This is a genomic window from Streptomyces sp. NRRL S-87, from assembly GCF_000719335.1.
GTDB lineage: Bacteria > Actinomycetota > Actinomycetes > Streptomycetales > Streptomycetaceae > Streptomyces.
In genome coordinates this window covers 39,593-58,156 of record NZ_JOGB01000017.1, presented here as the reverse complement: position 1 = coordinate 58,156, position 18,564 = coordinate 39,593, and the positions used below count along the sequence as shown (strand labels likewise).

At 72.2% G+C, this 18,564-nt stretch carries 17 protein-coding genes; 10 read left to right on the top strand and 7 right to left on the bottom strand.

Annotated elements, in window-relative coordinates; translation table 11 throughout:
* Positions 1-29: 29 nt before the first annotated feature.
* The gene (locus IF43_RS0113115) at positions 30-683 is read left to right on the top strand and encodes a pirin family protein (RefSeq protein WP_030198792.1); all 654 of its coding nucleotides are present in this window, start codon (positions 30-32) and stop codon (positions 681-683) included.
* Between the two features lie 34 nt (positions 684-717).
* Here IF43_RS0113115 and IF43_RS0113110 read toward each other — a convergent pair whose 3' ends face one another.
* Positions 718-3,000 carry a peptidoglycan recognition protein gene (locus IF43_RS0113110; RefSeq protein WP_078910125.1) on the bottom strand — a complete coding sequence of 761 codons (2,283 nt, stop codon included), beginning with the start codon at positions 2,998-3,000 and terminating at the stop codon, positions 718-720.
* Between the two features lie 178 nt (positions 3,001-3,178).
* A complete protein-coding gene (locus IF43_RS0113105; protein ID WP_030198780.1) occupies positions 3,179-4,003 on the bottom strand; it encodes a serine hydrolase in 825 nt (274 codons plus the stop codon).
* A gap of 100 nt (positions 4,004-4,103) precedes the next feature.
* On the opposite strand from IF43_RS0113105, the gene IF43_RS0113100 reads away from it, so the two are divergent.
* Together IF43_RS0113100 and IF43_RS0113095 are read left to right on the top strand one after the other, a co-directional pair.
* A complete protein-coding gene (locus IF43_RS0113100; RefSeq protein WP_030198777.1) occupies positions 4,104-4,544 on the top strand; it encodes a MerR family transcriptional regulator in 441 nt (146 codons plus the stop codon).
* 26 nt (positions 4,545-4,570) lie between these two features.
* Positions 4,571-5,593 carry an aldo/keto reductase gene (locus tag IF43_RS0113095; RefSeq protein ID WP_030198775.1) on the top strand — a complete coding sequence of 341 codons (1,023 nt, stop codon included), beginning with the start codon at positions 4,571-4,573 and terminating at the stop codon, positions 5,591-5,593.
* Between the two features lie 43 nt (positions 5,594-5,636).
* On the opposite strand, the gene IF43_RS0113090 is transcribed toward IF43_RS0113095, so the two are convergent.
* The 3 genes from IF43_RS0113090 to IF43_RS0113080 all read right to left on the bottom strand — a co-directional run bounded on the left by IF43_RS0113090 (position 5,637) and on the right by IF43_RS0113080 (position 8,667).
* Complete coding sequence (locus tag IF43_RS0113090) at positions 5,637-6,503, bottom strand: DUF4429 domain-containing protein (RefSeq protein WP_030198773.1); 867 nt, start codon at positions 6,501-6,503, stop codon at positions 5,637-5,639.
* A 73-nt stretch (positions 6,504-6,576) separates the two neighbouring features.
* Positions 6,577-7,791, bottom strand: a complete 1,215-nt coding sequence (locus tag IF43_RS0113085; RefSeq protein ID WP_030198771.1) for an alpha/beta hydrolase — start codon at positions 7,789-7,791, stop codon at positions 6,577-6,579.
* 225 nt (positions 7,792-8,016) lie between these two features.
* Positions 8,017-8,667: a TetR family transcriptional regulator gene (locus IF43_RS0113080; protein WP_030198768.1), complete on the bottom strand. Its 651-nt coding sequence runs from the start codon at positions 8,665-8,667 to the stop codon at positions 8,017-8,019.
* A 565-nt stretch (positions 8,668-9,232) separates the two neighbouring features.
* Here IF43_RS0113080 and IF43_RS0113075 point away from each other — a divergent pair.
* Entirely contained in the window at positions 9,233-9,625 is a 393-nt protein-coding gene (locus IF43_RS0113075; protein ID WP_030198766.1) for a peptidase inhibitor family I36 protein, read from the top strand.
* On the opposite strand, the gene IF43_RS0113070 is transcribed toward IF43_RS0113075, so the two are convergent.
* Complete coding sequence (locus IF43_RS0113070) at positions 9,606-10,535, bottom strand: potassium channel family protein (RefSeq protein ID WP_078910124.1); 930 nt, start codon at positions 10,533-10,535, stop codon at positions 9,606-9,608. The genes IF43_RS0113075 and IF43_RS0113070 overlap by 20 nt on opposite strands.
* Positions 10,536-10,709: 174 nt before the next feature.
* Positions 10,710-13,442, bottom strand: coding sequence for a pyruvate dehydrogenase (acetyl-transferring), homodimeric type (gene aceE, locus IF43_RS0113065; protein ID WP_030198759.1), 2,733 nt, complete (start codon positions 13,440-13,442; stop codon positions 10,710-10,712).
* Between the two features lie 444 nt (positions 13,443-13,886).
* Between aceE and IF43_RS0113060 the strand changes: the two genes are divergently transcribed.
* The 6 genes from IF43_RS0113060 to IF43_RS0113035 all read left to right on the top strand — a co-directional run bounded on the left by IF43_RS0113060 (position 13,887) and on the right by IF43_RS0113035 (position 18,545).
* Positions 13,887-14,321, top strand: coding sequence for a DUF3052 domain-containing protein (locus IF43_RS0113060; RefSeq protein WP_030198757.1), 435 nt, complete (start codon positions 13,887-13,889; stop codon positions 14,319-14,321).
* A gap of 206 nt (positions 14,322-14,527) precedes the next feature.
* Entirely contained in the window at positions 14,528-14,986 is a 459-nt protein-coding gene (locus IF43_RS0113055; protein WP_030198754.1) for a peroxiredoxin, read from the top strand.
* Between the two features lie 204 nt (positions 14,987-15,190).
* Positions 15,191-15,766, top strand: a complete 576-nt coding sequence (locus tag IF43_RS0113050) for a TerD family protein (RefSeq protein WP_030198753.1) — start codon at positions 15,191-15,193, stop codon at positions 15,764-15,766.
* A 173-nt stretch (positions 15,767-15,939) separates the two neighbouring features.
* Positions 15,940-16,515, top strand: a complete 576-nt coding sequence (locus tag IF43_RS0113045; protein WP_030198752.1) for a TerD family protein — start codon at positions 15,940-15,942, stop codon at positions 16,513-16,515.
* Between the two features lie 23 nt (positions 16,516-16,538).
* A complete protein-coding gene (locus IF43_RS0113040) occupies positions 16,539-17,681 on the top strand; it encodes a DUF475 domain-containing protein (RefSeq protein ID WP_030198751.1) in 1,143 nt (380 codons plus the stop codon).
* 123 nt (positions 17,682-17,804) lie between these two features.
* A complete protein-coding gene (locus IF43_RS0113035) occupies positions 17,805-18,545 on the top strand; it encodes a Tellurium resistance (protein ID WP_030198750.1) in 741 nt (246 codons plus the stop codon).
* Positions 18,546-18,564: the final 19 nt, after the last annotated feature.

Genomic DNA, 18,564 nt, shown 5'->3' with positions numbered 1-18,564 from the left:
GGCGGAGCCCCGGGGTCTACGGTGCTCCCATGATTGATGTGCGACGTGGTGCGGAACGGTATCCGGGCGGGGACCGGGAGGCCGGGATCGACACCCGGCACGCCTTCTCCTTCGGAGGCTTCTACGACCCGGACAACCTCCGCTTCGGCCCCCTGATGGCCTGCAACGAGGAGCGGCTGGCGCCGGGCGCCGGGTTCGACGAGCACCCGCACAGCCACACCGAGATCGTGACGTGGGTGGTCGAGGGCGTGCTCACGCACCGTGACAGTGCCGGGCACGCCACCGAGGTGCGCCCGGGCGACGTGCAGCGGCTGGGCTCGGCCGCGGGTGTGCGGCACGTCGAGCGCAACGACGGTGAATCTCCGCTGGTCTTCGTGCAGATGTGGCTCGCCCCCGAGGTACCGGGCGGCGAGCCCTCGTACGCGGTCGAGCGCGGCCTCGCGGAGGGGACGCCGTACCCCGTGCCGGCGGCGGGGGCGGTGCTGCACGTGCGGCGGCCCGCGGCGGGCGAGCGCACGGCGGTGCCGGACGCCCCGCGCGCCTACGTGCACGTGGTGCGCGGGGAGCACCGGCTGGGCGGTGAGCCGCTCGGCCCCGGGGACTCCGCGCGGATCACCGGCGGGAAGGGCCTGGAGATCGTGGCGGAGTCCGCGGGGGAGCTGCTCGTCTGGGAGCTTCCCTAGGGGGTGGCCCGGGGGTTCGTTTCAGCCCGGGGGCTCATTTCAGGTAGACGATGCCGTCGGTGGTGACGGTCGGGCGGCCGGCGGTTCCCACGACGACGACCTTGAAGGTGTGGGTGCCGCTGGTGGCCCAGGACCTGGTGTAGAGCGCGTCCCGGTACTTCACGGTGTCCGAACGCAGGTCGACCGTGGCGGCCTTGACCCCGTCGACGTACACGTACGCCTGGCCCGAGCCGGTGGCGCGCGAGACCGTCCACGCCACCGAACGGCCGGTGAAGGTCCAGCTCAGGCTCGCGCCGGGGGTGGCCGAGGAGAGCGAGGTGCCGCCCAGGTAGGAGGAGTTGGCGCGGCTGCTCCAGCTCCCGGACTTCACGGCCGCGGTCTCCTGGAGGACGACCGGGGTGCCGGCGACCGAGGCCGTGCGGGTGTTGCCGGCCCGGTCGTACGCCGTCATCGCGAACGTGGTGGCGGTGCCGGCCGGCGCGGTGCGGGCCGAACTCGTGGTGGTCGGGAGGTAGGTGACGGCGGTGGGGGCGGTCAGCTTCACGTACCGCAGCGCCGCGTCGTCGGCTGCCTTCCACGCGAGGGTGAGCGGTACGGCGGTCGTGTTGACGGTGCCGGTGCGCAGCGCGAGGGACGGGGCGGTCGGGAAGGTCGGAGCGGTGGTCTCGGCGACCACGGTGACCGGGGCGGAGACGGAGGTCCGGCCCGACAGGTGGGTGGCGCGGACCTGCACCTGGTGGCTGCCGGGGGCCAGCGCCACGGCCGCGGAGGCGGCCGAACCGGGCGCGCCGGCGGCGGACTTGCCGTCCACGAGCACCTCGTAGCCGGACACCAGGGCGGCCGGGGTGGTGGCGGACCAGCCGACCGTCACCTGCCCCCTGGTGTAGTACGTGCTCCCCGAAAGGTTCGCGCCGCCCACGGAGCGGACGGCCAGGCCCGCCACGGGGCCCCCGGCCCAGGTGCGGACGACGGGCAGCTGCCCGTACAGGACGGTGCCGGGGCACTCGGTGGCGAAGCCGTCGCGGTGGCCGGAGATCCGCTGGAACACGACGTTCGTGCCAGGCTTGAACTTGCCGTTGTCGATGGCCGCGGTGATGGTCGTGGTGCCGAGCGGGTCGTGGCGGTACTGGCCGAGCTTCCACGCGGCGATGCGGGCGACGGCCTCCTTGGCGGGGGACGGAGCGTCGGCGTCGGTGTAGTTGCCGATCACGGCGATGCCGGTGGTGTCGGTGTTGAAGCCGTAGGTGTGGGCGCCGATGACCGGGAGGTCGGCGCCGCCCTTGCGGCCCTCGAAGACCGTGCCGCACTTGTCGACCACGAAGTTGTAGCCGAGGTCCTTCCAGCCGTTGGTCTTCACGTGCAGCGTGTGCAGGCCGCGGACGATCGCCGCGGAGTCGGCGCAGTCGTAGTCGTTGGTCTGCGCGGTGTGGTGGACGAAGACGACCTTGACGTCGGAGCCGTACTGCGGGGCCTCGTCGTTCATCGTCTCGTCGGCGCCCCACTGGGCGCGGGTGACGATGTCCGGGCGCGGGGCGGTGGAGTCCGGGGCGGTGGGCGTGGGGCTGGGGATGGGGGCCGACGCGGTCGGGGTCGGGCTGCCGCCGGGCGCCGCGGTGGTGGCGGTCGGCCCGGGCGCGGTGGGCTCCGGTGCGGTGGGGGAGGCGGTCGCCCCGGGCGGCTCCGTGGCCCCGGCGGTCTCCGTGGCGTCGGGAGTGGGTGCGGTCGGCTGGTCCGCGGTCGGCGGGGCGGTCGGGTCGCCGGTGGTGTCCACGGTGTCCACGGTGTCCACGGCGTACGCGGCGGGCTCGGCGCGTACGACGCGGGAGCTGCCCGGGTCGACCAGGTCGAGCCGGAGCCCGGCGGGCAGGGCGCCGCCGCGGCCCGCGACCCGGACCTCGACCCCGTCGGAGGGTCCGGTCCAGGCCGGCTCGGAGACCCCGCGCAGGCCGGGGCGGCCGGCGCCGTCGGAGGCGGCCCCGTCCTCGGAACCGAGGGTGAGCCACTTCGTCCAGTGGCCGGTGCGCGTGGAGTGGGCGCGGACCCTGATGGTGCCCGGGACCCGGCGGTGCGGGTCGTCCCAGGAGACCGCGAGCATCGAGAAGGGCGCGGTGTCCTCGTCCCGGTACGACGCCTCCGTGCCCGAGACGGTCAGGGCCGAGGTGCGCACCTCGGACACCACGGGCCCGGTGACCGGCGGCCGCGCGTCCGCGGGCCCCTCGTCGAGTCCGCCCGTGCCGGTCACCCCGTACAGGGTGAGGGCGCCGGTGATCCCTGCCGTGACGGCCGCGGCCGTCATCCAGATTCTGCGCGTGCGCACCGGTTCTCTTTCTCTCGGCCAGTGGGGGGTGGCTGATGAGAACCGGAATCTAGCGATCCGTCGGTGGGCGGCAATGGGGCTTTTCCGGCGGAACCCGGCAGACCGTCAGGAGATGACCGTGTGAACTATGTCACCGTGACGTGGAGCGCCGGACCGTCGCACGCGCGGGCGTACCGCCTCAGCGCGCCGCGGAGCGCAGTTCGGCGAGGACCGCGTCCGTGAAGGGCGGCCAGGCCTCGACCGCCCACGGGCCGAAGGCCCGGTCCGCCAGCGCCACGCAGGCGGCGCGCGCGTCCGGGTCCACCCACAGGAAGGTGCCGGCCTGGCCGAAGTGCCCGAACGTGCGCGGCGAGGAGGCGGCGCCCGTCCAGTGGGGCGACTTGCCGTCGCGGATCTCCATGCCCAGGCCCCAGTCGTTGGGGGACTGGCTGCCGTAGCCGGGCAGGACGCCCTTCAGGCCCGGGTGCACCACGGTGGTGGCCGCGGCCACCGTCCGCGGGTCCAGCAGCCGCGGGGCCTGCAGCTCGGCGGCGAAGCGCACCAGGTCCGACACCGTCGAGACGCCGTCCTTCGCGGGCGAGCCGTCCAGCGTCGTCGCGGTCATGCGGAGCGGCTCCAGCACCGCCTGCTGCAGGTACTCGGCGAAGGGGATGTCGGTGGCCTTGGCGATGTGGTCACCCAGCACCTCGAAGCCGGCGTTGGAGTACAGCCGGCGCGTTCCGGGCGGGGCCATCGCGCGGTGCTCGTCGAAGGCCAGGCCGCTGGTGTGGGCCAGCAGGTGGCGGACCGTGGAGCCCTCGGGGCCGGCCGGCTCGTCCAGCTCGATCGCCCCCTCCTCGTACGCGACGAGCGCGGCGTACGCGGCCAGCGGCTTGGTGACGGAGGCCAGCGGGAAGCGGTGGTCGACCGGTCCGTGCCGACCGGCCACGGTCCCGTCCGCCCGGACGACGGCCGCGGCGGCGGTGGGCACGGGCCAGGTGTCGATGATGCGCAGGCTCTCCATGGCGCCGAGCCTACTTCCTCGCCCGCGCCCGCAAGGTCCCGCCCGATCCCCCGCCGGTGGCACTTGCCTGGAGTGCGCTCTAGGGATCTAGCGTGAAGCCATGAGCCTGACGGAGACCCGCCGCAGCCCGACCGAGACCCGTCCCAGCCCGACCCGGACCCGTGCCGGCCTGACCGAGGCCCGCTACACCATCCGCGAGGTGGCCGAGCGCACCGGACTGAGCCAGCACACCCTGCGCTGGTACGAGCGCATCGGCCTGATGCCGCACGTGGACCGCACCCACTCCGGGCAGCGGCGGTTCACCGACAAGGACCTGAACTGGCTCGCCTTCGTCGGCAAGCTGCGCGCCACCGGCATGTCCGTGGCCGACATGGTCCGCTACGCGGAGCTGGTCCGCCAGGGCGGGCACACCGTCGACGAGCGGCGCGAACTGCTGGAGCGGACCCGCCGGGACGTCACGGCGCGCATCGCGGAGCTGACCGACGCGCTCGCCTCGCTCGACTACAAGATCGACGTCATCTACGGGAAGGCACGGCCCTGATGGAGCGGACGGAGCAGATGGAGCAGATGGAGCAGAACGGGATCGGCCGGGTCGCGCTCGGCGCGCACGGCCCGCTGGTCGGCGTGCAGGGACTCGGCTGCATGGGCATGAGCGAGTTCTACGGAGACACCGACGAGACCGCCGCCCGCGACACGCTCGAAGCCGCGCTCGAGGTCGGGGTCACCCTCTTCGACACGGCCGACACCTACGGCCTCGGGGCCAACGAGGAGTTCCTGGCGCCCTTCCTCGCCGCGCACCGCGACGAGGTCGTGCTGGCGACCAAGTTCGCCATCGAGCGCCGCGCCGACGACCCCGCGTACCGGGGCGTCCGCAACGACCGGGCGTACGTCCGGCGGGCCGTGGAGGCCAGCCTGAAGCGGCTCGGTACCGACACCATCGACCTCTACTACATGCACCGCCGCGACCCCGCCGTGCCGCTGGCCGAGTCGGTCGGGGCCATGGCCGAGCTGGTGGCCGAGGGCAAGGTGCGGCACCTGGGTCTGAGCGAGGTGACCGGTCCGGAGCTGCGCGAGGCGCACGCCGTGCACCCGATCGCCGCGCTGCAGTCGGAGTGGTCGCTGTTCAGCCGGGACGTGGAGCTGAGCGCGGTGGGCGCGGCGGCGGAGCTGGGCGTGGCCCTCGTGCCGTACTCGCCGCTCGGCCGGGGCTTCCTGACCGGCTCCTTCTCCGACGCCGGCACCGAGCTGCCGGCCGGCGACTTCCGGCGGAGCCAGCCGCGTTTCACGGGGGAGAACGCGAAGGCCAACGCCGCCCTGCTCGAGCCGGTCCGGACCGTCGCCGCCGCGCACGGGGCGACCCCGGCGCAGATCGCGCTGGCCTGGGTGCAGCAGCGGGCGCAGGTGCACGGACTGGCCGTCGTACCGATCCCGGGCACCCGCAAGCGCACCCGCCTGCTGGAGAACACGGCCGCGACCCGCATCACGCTGAGCGCGGCGGAGCTGGCGCTCCTGGAGCCCGTCGCCGACCAGGTCACGGGCCCCCGCTACCCGGACATGACGTTCACGTCCCTGGCGCGCGAGCAGGGCTGACCCCCTCGACCCGGCCAGTCCGCCCGCCCGGATCCCCGGCCCCTCACATCAAAGCGAGAAGCTCCGCCTTCTTGGCCGTGAACTCGTCGTCCGTGAGCAGCCCCGCGCGGTGCAGGTCCCCGAGGTGGCGGATCCGGTCGGCGATGTCGGCCGGGTCGCCCCGCCCCGGGCGTACCGCCGCCACCGGCAGCGCCGGCCCCTTGGCCCGTACCGCGTGCAGCACCGCCGCGGCGAACGGCAGGGACTCGTGCACCGCCCCGCCGCCCATCCCGAACAGCACCGTGTCCGGGTCCAGGTCGGGCGGGACGGTGGCGTCCCCGGCGGCGGGACCGCCGCGCCGGACCAGCCGCAGGTGCCCGCCGGGGGCCTCGGGGGAGCGCCACTCGACGCCGGAGAGCGCCTCCAGCGGCACGTACTGGTCGCCGGCCTTCCACTTGGTGCTGGAGGCCCCGGTGCGCGACCAGCGCAGGGTCACGGCGGAGCCGTCGAACGCGGCCCGTGCGTCGTACCCCTTGAACTGCCGGGGTCCCTCGGGCGGTTCGACGAGGAAACGATTCGTCGCCTCGTCCCGGTCGGACCCCAGGGCGGAGCGCAGGTTCTCGGCCAGTCCCGCCGCCGGTTCGGCCCGGTCGGCGGGCAGCACGAGCCGGTACGGGTCGCCCGTCTCCCTGAGCTGGCCCGCGGCCGCCTCCACCAGCGGATCGGCACCCGGACGCGGCACGGCGCGCCACACGAGCGTGTCCCGCTTCCCGGGAGTGAGCGTGACGTCGGACAACGCCGCGTAGGGCACGCGTCGTTGGCCCAGTGCGCCCCAGAGGCGCGGTGTCCTGATCCCCCGTTCGAAGCGGATGACCACCGAGTCCGAACCGAACTCCCAGACGGCATGATTTCCGGCCAGTACGTCACCCATGCGGCTCATCGTAAGCGGCGCCCGCTCCGGCGTCCCCTCGCTGCGTGGGCGAATTTCCCGCACTTCGGACCGGTCAGGCCCCATCCGTCCCGTCGACCGGCTCCGAACAGGCACTTCCACCGGTCCGGCAGACCACCGAGGCGTACGAACCCACGCCGATCCGGGCGAGGTTGGCCAGCGCGACCGTGCCCGGCGTGAAGTAGCCGGTGTGGCCCTGGGCGCCGGCGGAGGACAGCACGCGCGCACCGAAGCCCCGCGACACCGGGTCCGCCCCGTGGCCCAGGCCGCCGAGCTCCAGGTACGGCACGTCCCCGATCCAGTCCCCGGGGTCGCGCATGGCCCACACCCGGGCCGTCGTCCCCAGCCCCGCGGCCGACTGGCTGCGCATGCCGGGGCTGCCGGCCACCGCGATGTCGGTCACCCGTGCGGGCAGCCCGTGCGCGGCCACGCCGCAGACCACCGAGCCGTAGCTGTGGCAGAACAGCTCCACCCGGGAGTTCCCCGGCAGCCCCGCGACCATCGACCGCAGCCGGACGGCGCCGTCGGCGGCCAGCCGGCCGGTGGCGGCGTCCATGCCCACCCCGGTGGGAGTGGTGTAGTCGGCCCAGGCGATCACGGCGGTGCGGGACGCCGGGTCGGCCGCGCGCTCGGCCTCGTACAGGGCCTCTGACATGCCGACCGGGGCCGAGTAGCGGCGCTGGGTGCGCTCGAACGTGAGCAGATCGGTGTCCACGCCGGGCACGACCACGGAGACGCGGCGGGCGGTGTCGAGATCGCCGAAGACCTCGGCCACCCGGCCGCCGCCGGCCGGGTCGAAGGCCAGGATCCGGCGGTCCGGGGTCAGCAGGGAGTCCAGCCGGTGGGCCCGGCGGGACGCCTCGTCGCGCCCGGCCGGGGCGAGCCGGTAGTCCTTGGCGCGCGCCCGCTCGGCGGCGCGCGCCTGGACCATCGCCCGCCGGTTGGCGCGGTAGCGCAGGGTGACGGGGGCGCCGTCGAGGTTGCCCACGACGAGGGGGTAGCGGTCGGCGAGCCGGGCCCGCTGCGCACCGTCGAGGGTCGCGAAGAAGGCCCTGATGCCCGGGGCCGGGGTCTCGGCGGTGGGCAGCCGACGCCCGTCGACGGTGCCGCGGGCCCACAGGGCGAGGGCGGCGACCCGCGCGGAGGGCTCCCGGCCGGACTGGTGCAGGGTGGTCCAGCCGGTCGTCGCGAGCATGATGAAGACCACCGTGAGCGCGAGGAGGGCGCGCACGGCGGTGAGGGTGCCGGCGGGGGTGTCGGTGGAGGTCACTTCGGGACACTGTAGGAGGCGTTGGGGCCCCGGGGCACGCCGGGTGGCCCTCTGCGTGAGCAGCCTCACGGCGCCCGGGGCGGCTTCCTGACACCGCGTCCGCCGCCCGTTACTCACCGCTGGCCGGAGGCCGGTGTGAGGAGCGCGCGGCGCCCTCCGGCGCGGGTGGGCCGTGGTGGCGCACCGCTCCCCGGGCGCACGCGCGAGGAGGGGAAGGGCGGCGGATCAGCGCCAGTCGGACGCCAGGGCGGGCGCGAGGTGGTCGAGGTACTCGACGGTCATGCGCCGGATCGCCTCGACGCTCGTGTCCTCGCCCCTGCCCCACATCCGGCCGGTCATCCGCATGACCCCGGAGAAGGCGGCGACCGCCACCCGCGGGCGCGGGTCGCGGTCCACGTCGAGGCCCTCCCTCCCGGCGACAAGCCGCGCGATCTCCTCCTCGAGCTCCGTCGAGCGCCGCAGGTGGACGGACTGCAGGGCGGGCGTGGACTCGATGAGCTGGTACGTCCGCATGTGCAGGTCGACGGGGACCACGTCGGCGATGGCCTCCTCGATGGTGTCCCAGGCGTCGAGCACGGCGGCGCGCAGCGCGGCGAAGGGGTTCTCCTCCGCGGGCCGGGCCCGCAGGGCGGCCACGAAGTGCGACTCGACGACGTCCTGGACGGCGAAGGCGACCTCTTCCTTGTTGGCGAAGTAGCGGAAGAACGTGCGCTGGGAGACGGCGACGGCCTCGGTGATCTCGTCCACGGTCGTCTGCTCGTACCCCTTGGTGGTGAACAGCACGAGCGCGGCGCGCAGCAGCGCGTCCCTGGTCCGCCGCTTCTTGCGTTCCCGCAGGCCGGGCGTGACGCCCGGGGCGGTGCGCGGTTCCGTCATCACCCGGTATGTCCTCTCTCCCGGCCGGAGCTGGCCCACGATACCTGTGATGCAGGCAACAGCAGCCAACCCGTTGACCCGTTGGAGAAATACAAGAAGGGCGTCGAGGTGGGCTACGCCCCGCCGTCCCCCGAGGGCACCCCCGCGACCGTCACCCGCGCCGTGGCGGAGGTGGTCCGTGACACGTTCGTGTCGGGCATGGGCCCCGCCGTCACCGTGGCCGGGACCGTCGCCCTGCTCGCCGCCGCCGTCGCGGCCCTGACCGAGCGCGGCGCCAACGCCGGGGCGGGGGCCGGGACGGGGCACGTCCGACCCGGGCCGCACCCGGACCGCGGCGCCCCCACGCCCGTACGACCGCACCGCGCACCGGCGTCAACCCCGCGCCCCCCGACGGCCCCGCCGCACGCATCCGGCGGGGCCGTCGCCTATCCGGGTGGACCCTGCCGAAGCCCCTTCCGCCCCGGCATCGCCGCAGGTCAGCGTGGGGGTGCGGCGCTCCGTACGGGCCGCTGGTCCGACCGGGCCACCCGTACGGGCCACGCGCCGACCCACGGGAGTGATGAACATGCGCACGTACGCCACCACCGCCCTGGCCGCCGCCCTGCTGGCCGGCAGCGCGCTGCTGCCCGCCGCGGCACCCGCCAGCGCCCGGGCCGCGGCCCCGCCCCCGCCCGCCCTCGGCCGGTGCGATCCCGGGCAGCTCTGCCTGTGGGCCCGGGCCGGCTTCCAGGGGGCCCGGCAGGTCCACGAGCTGAAGTCCGTCGACGTCGACAGCTGCGTGGCGCTGCCGGCCGGGAAGACCGTGCAGGCCCTCGCCAACCGGATGCGGCGGCCGGTGACGACGTACGAGTCGGCCGAGTGCGCGGAGACGGGCGAGTTCCAGACCTATCCCGGGGACGGGGTCTGGCTGCCCGAATCGCCCCACCAGGTCCGCGCGTTCAAGGTCTGGGAGCGCTGAGGTCCGCCGGGGCCGCATCCCGCGCGGGGTCCGGCCCCGGCAGCACGTCGGCGGGCGCGGCGACCCCGGGGCGTACGCGGGCAGGCCCGGCGGGCCCGGGGTCCTCCGGTCGTACGCCCTCCGGCCCGGCGGACCCGGTGGACCCGGCGGCCTCCGGCCGTACGACGCCCGTGTCCGCGGGAGGCGCGCCCGCGGACAGCCGGGCCACCTCCGCCCGCAGCGACCGCACCTCGTCCGCCAGGGCCGCGATCGCCGCGGTCTGCCGCCGCTCCTCCTGGTCGTCGCGCTCGAAGCGGGAGATGAACCAGGCGGCGATGTTGGCCGTCACCACACCGAGCAGCGCGATCCCCGACAGCATCAGCCCGACCGCGAGCACCCGGCCCAGGCCCGTGGTGGGGGAGTGGTCGCCGTACCCGACGGTGGTCATGGTCGTGAAGGACCACCACACCGCGTCGCCCAGGCTCTTGATGTTCCCGTTCGGGGCGTCCCGCTCCACGCTGAGCACCGCCAGCGAGCCGAACATCAGCAGCCCCACCACGGCGCCCGCCACGTACGTGGTCAGCCGCACCTGCGGCGCCATCCGGGCCCGCCGCCCGACCAGCATCAGCGTGGCCACCAGCCGCAGCAGCCGCAGCGGCTGCACCAGCGGCAGTACCACGGCCGCCAGGTCCAGCCAGTGCGTGCGGACGAACACCCGGCGGTCGGTGGCCAGCACCAGCCGGACGAGGTAGTCCACCGCGAAGGCCCCCCACACGACCCACTCGGCGTGCGTGCACGCCCGGTGGAGCGCCGGGCTCGCGTCCGGCAGCACGATCGGAACCGCGTACGCCACGGCGAAGAGCACCGCGAGGGCGAGCAGCGGATTCTGGGTCCGCCGCTCCCAGCGGACCTGCGGGGGGACTTCCTTCATGTCCGGAATCGTAAGGACGCGGACGCGGCGGAGCGGGCCCCGGCCCCGCCGGAACCCGCTCCTCCGTGGAGCACCGCGGGGCACGCGCGGGCGCAGGGGCGGCCCGCCCCCGCGCCCGCGGCGCGTCCTCCGGTGCCGTGTACGGTCCTACGGGTCGGCCCTACGGGTCGGTCCCTACGCGTCGCCGCCCGCGGCGCCCGGGTCGGCCGCCGCCACGTCCAGCAGCCGGTAGCGGTCGATCGCCTGCTTGAGCACCGAACGGTCGACCTTCCCCTCCTTCGCGAGCTCGGTGAGCACCGCGAGGACCACCGACTGGGCGTCGATGTGGAAGAACCGGCGGGCCGCCCCGCGGGTGTCGGCGAAGCCGAACCCGTCCGCACCCAGCGAGGTGTACGACCCCGGCACCCAGCGCGCGATCTGGTCCGGGACGCTGCGCATCCAGTCCGAGACCGCCACGAACGGGCCCTGCGCCGCGGACAGCTTGCGCGTCACGTAGGGCACGCGCTGCTCCTCCTCCGGGTGGAGGAGGTTGTGCTCCTCGGCCTCCACGGCGTCCCGGCGCAACTCGTTCCAGGACGTCGCCGACCAGACGTCGGCCCGGACGTTCCAGTCCTGCGCGAGGATCTGCTGGGCCTCCAGGGCCCAGGGGACCGCCACGCCGGAGGCGAGGATCTGCGCCGGGACCGCGCCGGCCTCGCCGGCCCTGAAGCGGTGGAGGCCCTTGAGGATGCCCTCCACGTCCACGTCCGCGGGCTCGGCCGGGTGCTGGATCGGCTCGTTGTACACCGTCAGGTAGTAGAAGACGTCCTCGGACTCCGGGCCGTACATCCGGCGCAGGCCGTCCTGGACGATGTGCGCGATCTCGAAGCCGTACGCCGGGTCGTACGCGACGCAGGCCGGGTTGGTCGAGGCCAGCAGCTGCGAGTGCCCGTCGGCGTGCTGGAGGCCCTCACCGGTCAGGGTCGTTCGGCCGGCGGTCGCACCCAGGACGAAACCGCGCGCCAGCTGGTCGGACATCTGCCAGAACTGGTCACCGGTGCGCTGGAAACCGAACATCGAGTAGAAGACGTACACCGGGATCAGGTGCTCGCCGTGGGTCGCGTACGCCGAGCCCGCCGCGATCAGCGAGGCCGTGCAGCCCGCCTCGGAGATGCCGTCGTGCAGCATCTGGCCGGTCGGCGACTCCTTGTACGCCAGCAGCAGGTCGCGGTCGACGGCCTCGTACTGCTGCCCCAGCGGGTTGTAGATCTTGGCGCTCGGGAAGAACGCGTCCATGCCGAACGTGCGGTACTCGTCCGGCGCGATCAGCACGAACCGCTTGCCGATCTCCTTGTCCCGCATCAGGTCCTTCAGGATGCGGACGAACGCCATGGTCGTGGCGATCGACTGCTGCCCCGAGCCCTTCTTGGCGGCCGCGTAGGTCTTGTCCTCCGGCTGCGGCAGGGGCCGCGCGCGCACGACGCGGGTCGGCACGTAGCCGCCCAGCGACCTGCGGCGGTCGTGCATGTACTGGATCTCCTCCGAGTCCCGGCCCGGGTGGTAGTACGGCGGCAGGCCGCCCTCCAGCTGCGCGTCGGTGATCGGGATGTGCAGGCGGTCGCGGAAGCCCTTGAGGTCGTCGACCGTCAGCTTCTTCATCTGGTGCGTGGCGTTGCGGCCCTCGAAGTTCGGCCCCAGCGTCCAGCCCTTGATCGTGTGCGCCAGGATCACCGTCGGCTGGCCCTTGTGTGCCTTGGCCGCCGCGTACGCCGCGTAGATCTTCTTGTGGTCGTGGCCGCCGCGCCCGAGGTGGAGCAGCTGCTGGTCGGTCATGTTCTCGACCATCGCGCGCAGCCGGTGGTCGTCGCCGAAGAAGTGCTCGCGGATGTACCCGCCGGTCTCGGTGGCGTACGTCTGGAACTGGCCGTCGGGCGTCGAGTTCATCCGGTTGACGAGGATGCCGTCGCGGTCCTGGGCCAGCAGCGGGTCCCAGGAGCGGTCCCAGATCAGCTTGATGACGTTCCAGCCGGCCCCGCGGAAGATCGACTCCAGCTCCTGGATGATCTTGCCGTTGCCGCGCACCGGGCCGTCGAGCCGCTGCAGGTTGCAGTTCACGACGAAGGTCAGGTTGTCCAGGCCCTCGCGGGCGGCCAGCGACAGCTGTCCGAGTGACTCCGGCTCGTCCATCTCGCCGTCGCCGAGGTACGCCCACACGTGTGATGCGGAGGTGTCCGCGATCCCGCGCGCCTCCAGGTACCGGTTCATCCGGGCCTGGTAGATCGCGCCGAGCGGGCCCAGGCCCATCGAGACGGTCGGGAACTCCCAGAAGTCCGGCATGAGCCGGGGGTGCGGGTAGCTCGACAGGCCGTACGGGGCCTTCGACTTCTCCTGGCGGAACGCGTCGAGCTGCTGCTCGGAGAGCCGGTCGAGCAGGTAGGCGCGGGCGTAGATGCCCGGCGAGGCGTGGCCCTGGAAGAAGATCTGGTCGCCGCCGTCACCCTCGTCCTTGCCCCGGAAGAAGTGGTTGAAGCCCACGTCGTAGAGGGAGGCCGAGGAGGCGAAGGTGGCGATGTGGCCGCCGACCCCGATGCCCGGGCGCTGGGCCCGCGAGACCATCACCGCGGCGTTCCACCGGGTGGCGTTGAGGACCTTGCGCTCGATCTCCTCGTTGCCGGGGAAGAACGGCTCGTCCTTGGTCGCGATCGTGTTCACGTAGTCCGAGCTGCGCATCTCGGGCACGGCCACGCGCTTCTCGCGGGCGCGCTCGATCAGGCGCAGCATGAGGTAGCGGGCCCGCTCACGGCCGCGCTCGTCGACGGCTGCGTCCAGGGAGTCCAGCCATTCCCGCGTCTCTTCCGGATCGAAGTCCGGAACCTGGCTCGGGAGGCCGCCAATGATGATCGGGTTGCGATCGGATGCGGAAGCCACGCTGTTCCTTCACTCTCGGGGGAGTCTTCGTGCCATGGGTCACACCGGCTCCCATCGTGTACCGCGGGGTCCGGATCTTCACCTTTACCGCACGGTAACCGGTGGAACTTCGAGCGAGTGTCCGTCACCCGTGGGGGACAGGTCCGGACATCTCGCAACTTTACGCCCAAGAGGTTTAGGAGGTTCGTAAGGCCGTTCGTCCCTCAAAGAGGTAGGAAAGTCATCAAGAGCTTCCGAATACCCGAGAATGGTGTGGCATGGATCACCGGAGGAGTGGCAGGAGCATGCCTGGACTTGCGGCGAGACGACCGTAATCGTCACCGTTTCGACGGTCTCGGCGGCCGGGTACTTGCGCGATCCGCCGCTCCCGTGTGGACTACGCCCAATGCTGCGCGTGCACGCGCGGCCAGAAGACATTCACCGAACATGAGCAGGAGGCACCCCGTGAGCGCGACCGCGGACCACGCGGAGAGCAGCCTGGCCGCCCGGCTGGGTTTCCAGTCCGACCAGGTGGTCCAGGAGATCGGCTACGACGACGACGTCGATCAGGAGTTCCGCGAGGAGATCGAGGGCTTCATCGGCAATGACCTCGTCGACGAGGATTACGACGATGTGGCCGACGCGGTACTCCTGTGGTTCCGCGACGAGGACGGTGACCTGACCGACACGCTCGTCGACGCCACGGAGCTCGTCGAGGAGGAGGCGCTGATCCTGCTGCTGACTCCGAAGACCGGCCGGGCCGGTTTCGTGGAGGCCAGCGACATCAGCGAGGCCGCCAAGACCGCGGGTCTGACGCCCGGCAAGGGCTTCAGCATCGGCAAGGAGTGGTCGGCCCAGCGCCTGAAGACCCCCAAGGCCGCGAAGTCCGGCAAGCGCTGATCCCGGCGCCCCCCGCCGCGCGGCGCGCGGCGGCACCAGCGGACGGGACCCCCCGCCGACCACGGTCGGCGGGGGGTCCCGCGGTTTTCCCGGGCCGTCCGGCCGGGCCGTGCGGCGGGCCCGTGCGGCCGTCATAGGCTGGGAGCCTCCCAAAGCCCCGAACAGCCCCGAACAGCCCCGAACAGCCCAACGAAGGGACGCGAGCGATGGCCATCGAGGTCGGCACCAAGGCCCCGGACTTCGAACTCAGGGACAACCACGGCGCCACCGTCCGGCTCTCCGACTTCCGCGGGGAGAAGAACGTGGTCCTGGTCTTCTACCCCTTCGCCTTCACCGGCGTGTGCACCGGCGAGCTGTGCGAGCTGCGCGACCAGCTGCCCCGCTTCGTCAACGACGACACCCAGCTGCTGGCCGTCTCCAACGACTCCGTGCCGACCCTGCGCGTCTTCGGAGAGCAGGAGGGCCTGGAGTACCCGCTGCTGTCCGACTTCTGGCCGCACGGCGAGACCTCGCGCGCGTACGGCGTCCTCGACGAGGACAAGGGCTGCGCCGTGCGCGGCACCTTCATCGTCGACAAGGACGGCATCGTCCGGTGGACCGTCGTCAACGGCCTGCCCGACGCCCGCGACCTGAACGAGTACATCAAGGCCCTCGAGAGCCTCTGAGGCCGCCGAACGACCGCTGAACGACTGCCGAACGACTGCCGAACGACCGCCGCGCGGCCGGTTCAACGCCCGCAGGGGTGGGAATCAGGCCACGGCGACCCGGGAAAATCCGGTGCGGACGGGAACCCGTCACTAGGATCCAAGCGTTGATCCGGATAGCAACGCACGACGGGGCCCCGCCCCACACAAACCACTGGAGGACCCGTGGGAGTCAGCCTCAGCAAGGGCGGCAACGTCTCTCTGACCAAGGCCGCCCCCAACCTGACGGCGGTCATCGTCGGCCTGGGCTGGGACGCTCGCACCACGACAGGGGTCGACTTCGACCTCGACGCCAGCGCCCTGCTGACGAACGATCAGGGCAAGGTCACCAACGACTCGAACTTCGTGTTCTTCAACAACCTGAAGAGCCCGGACGGCTCGGTCGAGCACACCGGCGACAACATCACCGGTGAGGGCGAGGGTGACGACGAGCAGATCAAGGTCAACCTGACCGGCGTGCCCGCCGACGTGGCCAAGATCGTCTTCCCGGTCTCGATCTACGACGCCGAGACCCGCCAGCAGAGCTTCGGCCAGGTCCGCAACGCCTACATCCGCGTCGTGAACCAGGCGGACAACGCCGAGCTGGCCCGCTACGACCTCAGCGAGGACGCCTCGACCGAGACCGCCATGGTCTTCGGCGAGCTGTACCGCAACGGCGCGGAGTGGAAGTTCCGCGCGATCGGCCAGGGCTACGCCTCCGGCCTGCGCGGCATCGCGCAGGACTTCGGCGTCAACGTCTGACCGACGCCCGGCGTCGAGGTCTGACCGTCGCCCGGCGTCGCCGTACGACCGACGTCCCGCGCCGGCCTGCCGCCGGCGCAGCCCGAAGCACCCTCCGTCCGGCGCCGCGCACCCCGTGTGTGCGGCGCCGGACGGCTTTGTCACCACACCGAAGTCCGGGGAGGACCACGAACATGGGCGTCACACTCGCCAAGGGGGGCAACGTCTCCCTCTCCAAGGCCGCACCGAACCTCACCCGCGTGATGATCGGGCTCGGCTGGGACGCGCGCTCGACCACGGGGGCGGACTTCGACCTCGACGCCAGCGCCCTGCTGTGCCGCGACGGGCGGGTGCTCGGGGACCCGTACTTCGTCTTCTACAACAACCTCAAGAGCCCCGAGGGCTCCGTCGAACACACCGGCGACAACCTCACCGGTGAGGGCGACGGGGACGACGAGTCGATCCTCGTCGACCTGACCCTCGTGCCGGCCGAGGTCGACAAGATCGTCTTCCCGGTCTCCATCCACGACGCCGACGCCCGCCGCCAGACGTTCGGGCAGGTCACCAATGCGTTCATCCGCGTCGTGAACCAGGCCGACGGCCAGGAACTGGCGCGCTACGACCTCAGCGAGGACGCCTCCACCGAAACCGCGATGATCTTCGGCGAGGTGTACCGCTACAACGGCGAATGGAAGTTCCGGGCGGTGGGACAGGGGTACGCGTCGGGTCTCCGGGGCATCGCTCTAGACTTCGGGGTCAACGTTTCGTAAAGCCGCGTCCGGATGAGGTACCTGTGGTTCTGAAAACCTTCGGCTGGTCGTTCGCAGTCACTGCGCTCGGCCTCGCCGCAGCGGTGCTCTACGGGGGGTGGACCGCCTTCGGGATCGTGGCGATCCTCTCCGTTCTCGAGATCTCGCTGTCCTTCGACAATGCCGTGGTCAACGCCGGAATCCTGAAGAAGATGAACGCCTTCTGGCAAAAGATCTTCCTCACCGTCGGTGTACTCATCGCGGTGTTCGGCATGCGCCTGGTCTTCCCCGTCGTGATCGTGGCCATCAGCGCCAAGATCGGCCCGATCGACGCCGTCAACCTCGCGTTGAACGACAAGGAGATGTACGAGCAACTGGTCACGGACGCCCATCCGTCGATCGCCGCGTTCGGTGGGATGTTCCTCCTGATGATCTTCCTCGACTTCATCTTCGAGGAGCGCGAGATCCAGTGGCTGGCCTGGCTGGAGCGCCCCCTGGCGAAGCTCGGCAAGGTCGACATGCTGTCCGTCTGCATCGCCATGATCGCCCTGCTGATCACGTCGATGACCTTCGCGACCCAGGCCCACCAGCACGGCGGCGCCCACGTCGACAAGGCACAGACCGTGCTCGTCTCCGGCATCGCAGGCCTGATCACGTACCTGATCGTGGGCGGCCTGTCCGGCTACTTCGAGAACAAGCTGGAGGAAGAGGAGGAGGCCGAGCACGAGGCCGAGGAGGAGGCCAAGCGCAGCGGCAAGCAGGTCTCCGCCGTCGCCCTCGCGGGCAAGGCGGCCTTCTTCATGTTCCTCTACCTCGAGGTCCTCGACGCCTCGTTCTCCTTCGACGGCGTCATCGGCGCGTTCGCGATCACCAACGACATCGTGCTCATGGCCCTCGGCCTCGGCATCGGTGCCATGTACGTCCGGTCGCTCACGGTCTACCTGGTCCGCCAGGGCACCCTGGACGACTACGTCTACCTGGAGCACGGCGCGCACTACGCCATCGGCGCCCTCGCCGTGATCCTGCTCGTCACCATCCAGTACGAGATCAACGAGGTCGTCACCGGCCTCGTCGGCGTCATCCTGATCGCCTGGTCCTTCTGGTCCTCCGTGCGCCGCAACAAGCGGCTGGCGGCCGAGGGCGGGGCCGGCGACGGCGAGAAGGCGGAGGTCCCGTCCGGGGTGTGATCCGGGCGGGAATGCGGAACGCTTCTCAGCGGGGCGGCCGGACGGGTTCCAACGGACCCGGCGGCCGCCCCGCGGCACGTGCGGCCGCCTCCGCGGCCTCGCCACACGACATGGGGGGTAGACATGGGGTTCTTCGACGGCCTCAGGGGCGGCCGGGCGGCGCAGTTCGACTCGGGCAGCGCCTCGTCCAACGCGATCGAGCTGACCCGGCGGCATCCCACGATCTCGCTCACCAAACAGGGCGCGGTCAGCGGCAACCTGCGGGTGAACCTGTCCTGGCGGATGCGCACCTCGGACATCGGCGGCCCGTCCGGCCAGAGCAGTCAGCTGCTGCGCCATCCGTTCAAGCTGTTCAAACCCGAGATCGTCCAGGCCCACACCCAGGGCATGGTCAACGTCGACCTCGACATCGGCTGCCTCTACGAGCTGGCCGACGGCAGCAAGGGCGTCGTCCAGCCGCTCGGCAACTTCCTCGGCGACATCAACACCCCGCCGTACGTGAAGCTCAGCGGCGACGACCGGTTCGGGGCGCCCTCGGGCGAGACGCTCTTCGTCAACCTCGACCACGCCGAGGAGATCAAGCGGCTGCTGGTGTTCGTCTACATCTACGACCAGACGCCGGCCTTCGACCGCACGCACGCCCTCGTCACGCTCTACCCCGCCACCGGCCCGCGCATCGAGATCGCCCTCGACGAGCGGGCGCCGGAGGCGCGCTCCTGCGCCGTGCTGACGATCGAGAACGTCAAGGGCGACCTGATCGTGCGCCGCGAGGTGAAGTTCGTGTACGGCTTCCAGGCGGAGCTCGACCGGCTCTACGGATGGGGGCTGCAGTGGGGGCGGGGGTACAAGACGACCAAGGCGTGAGCCGGCCCGCCGGAGCCGG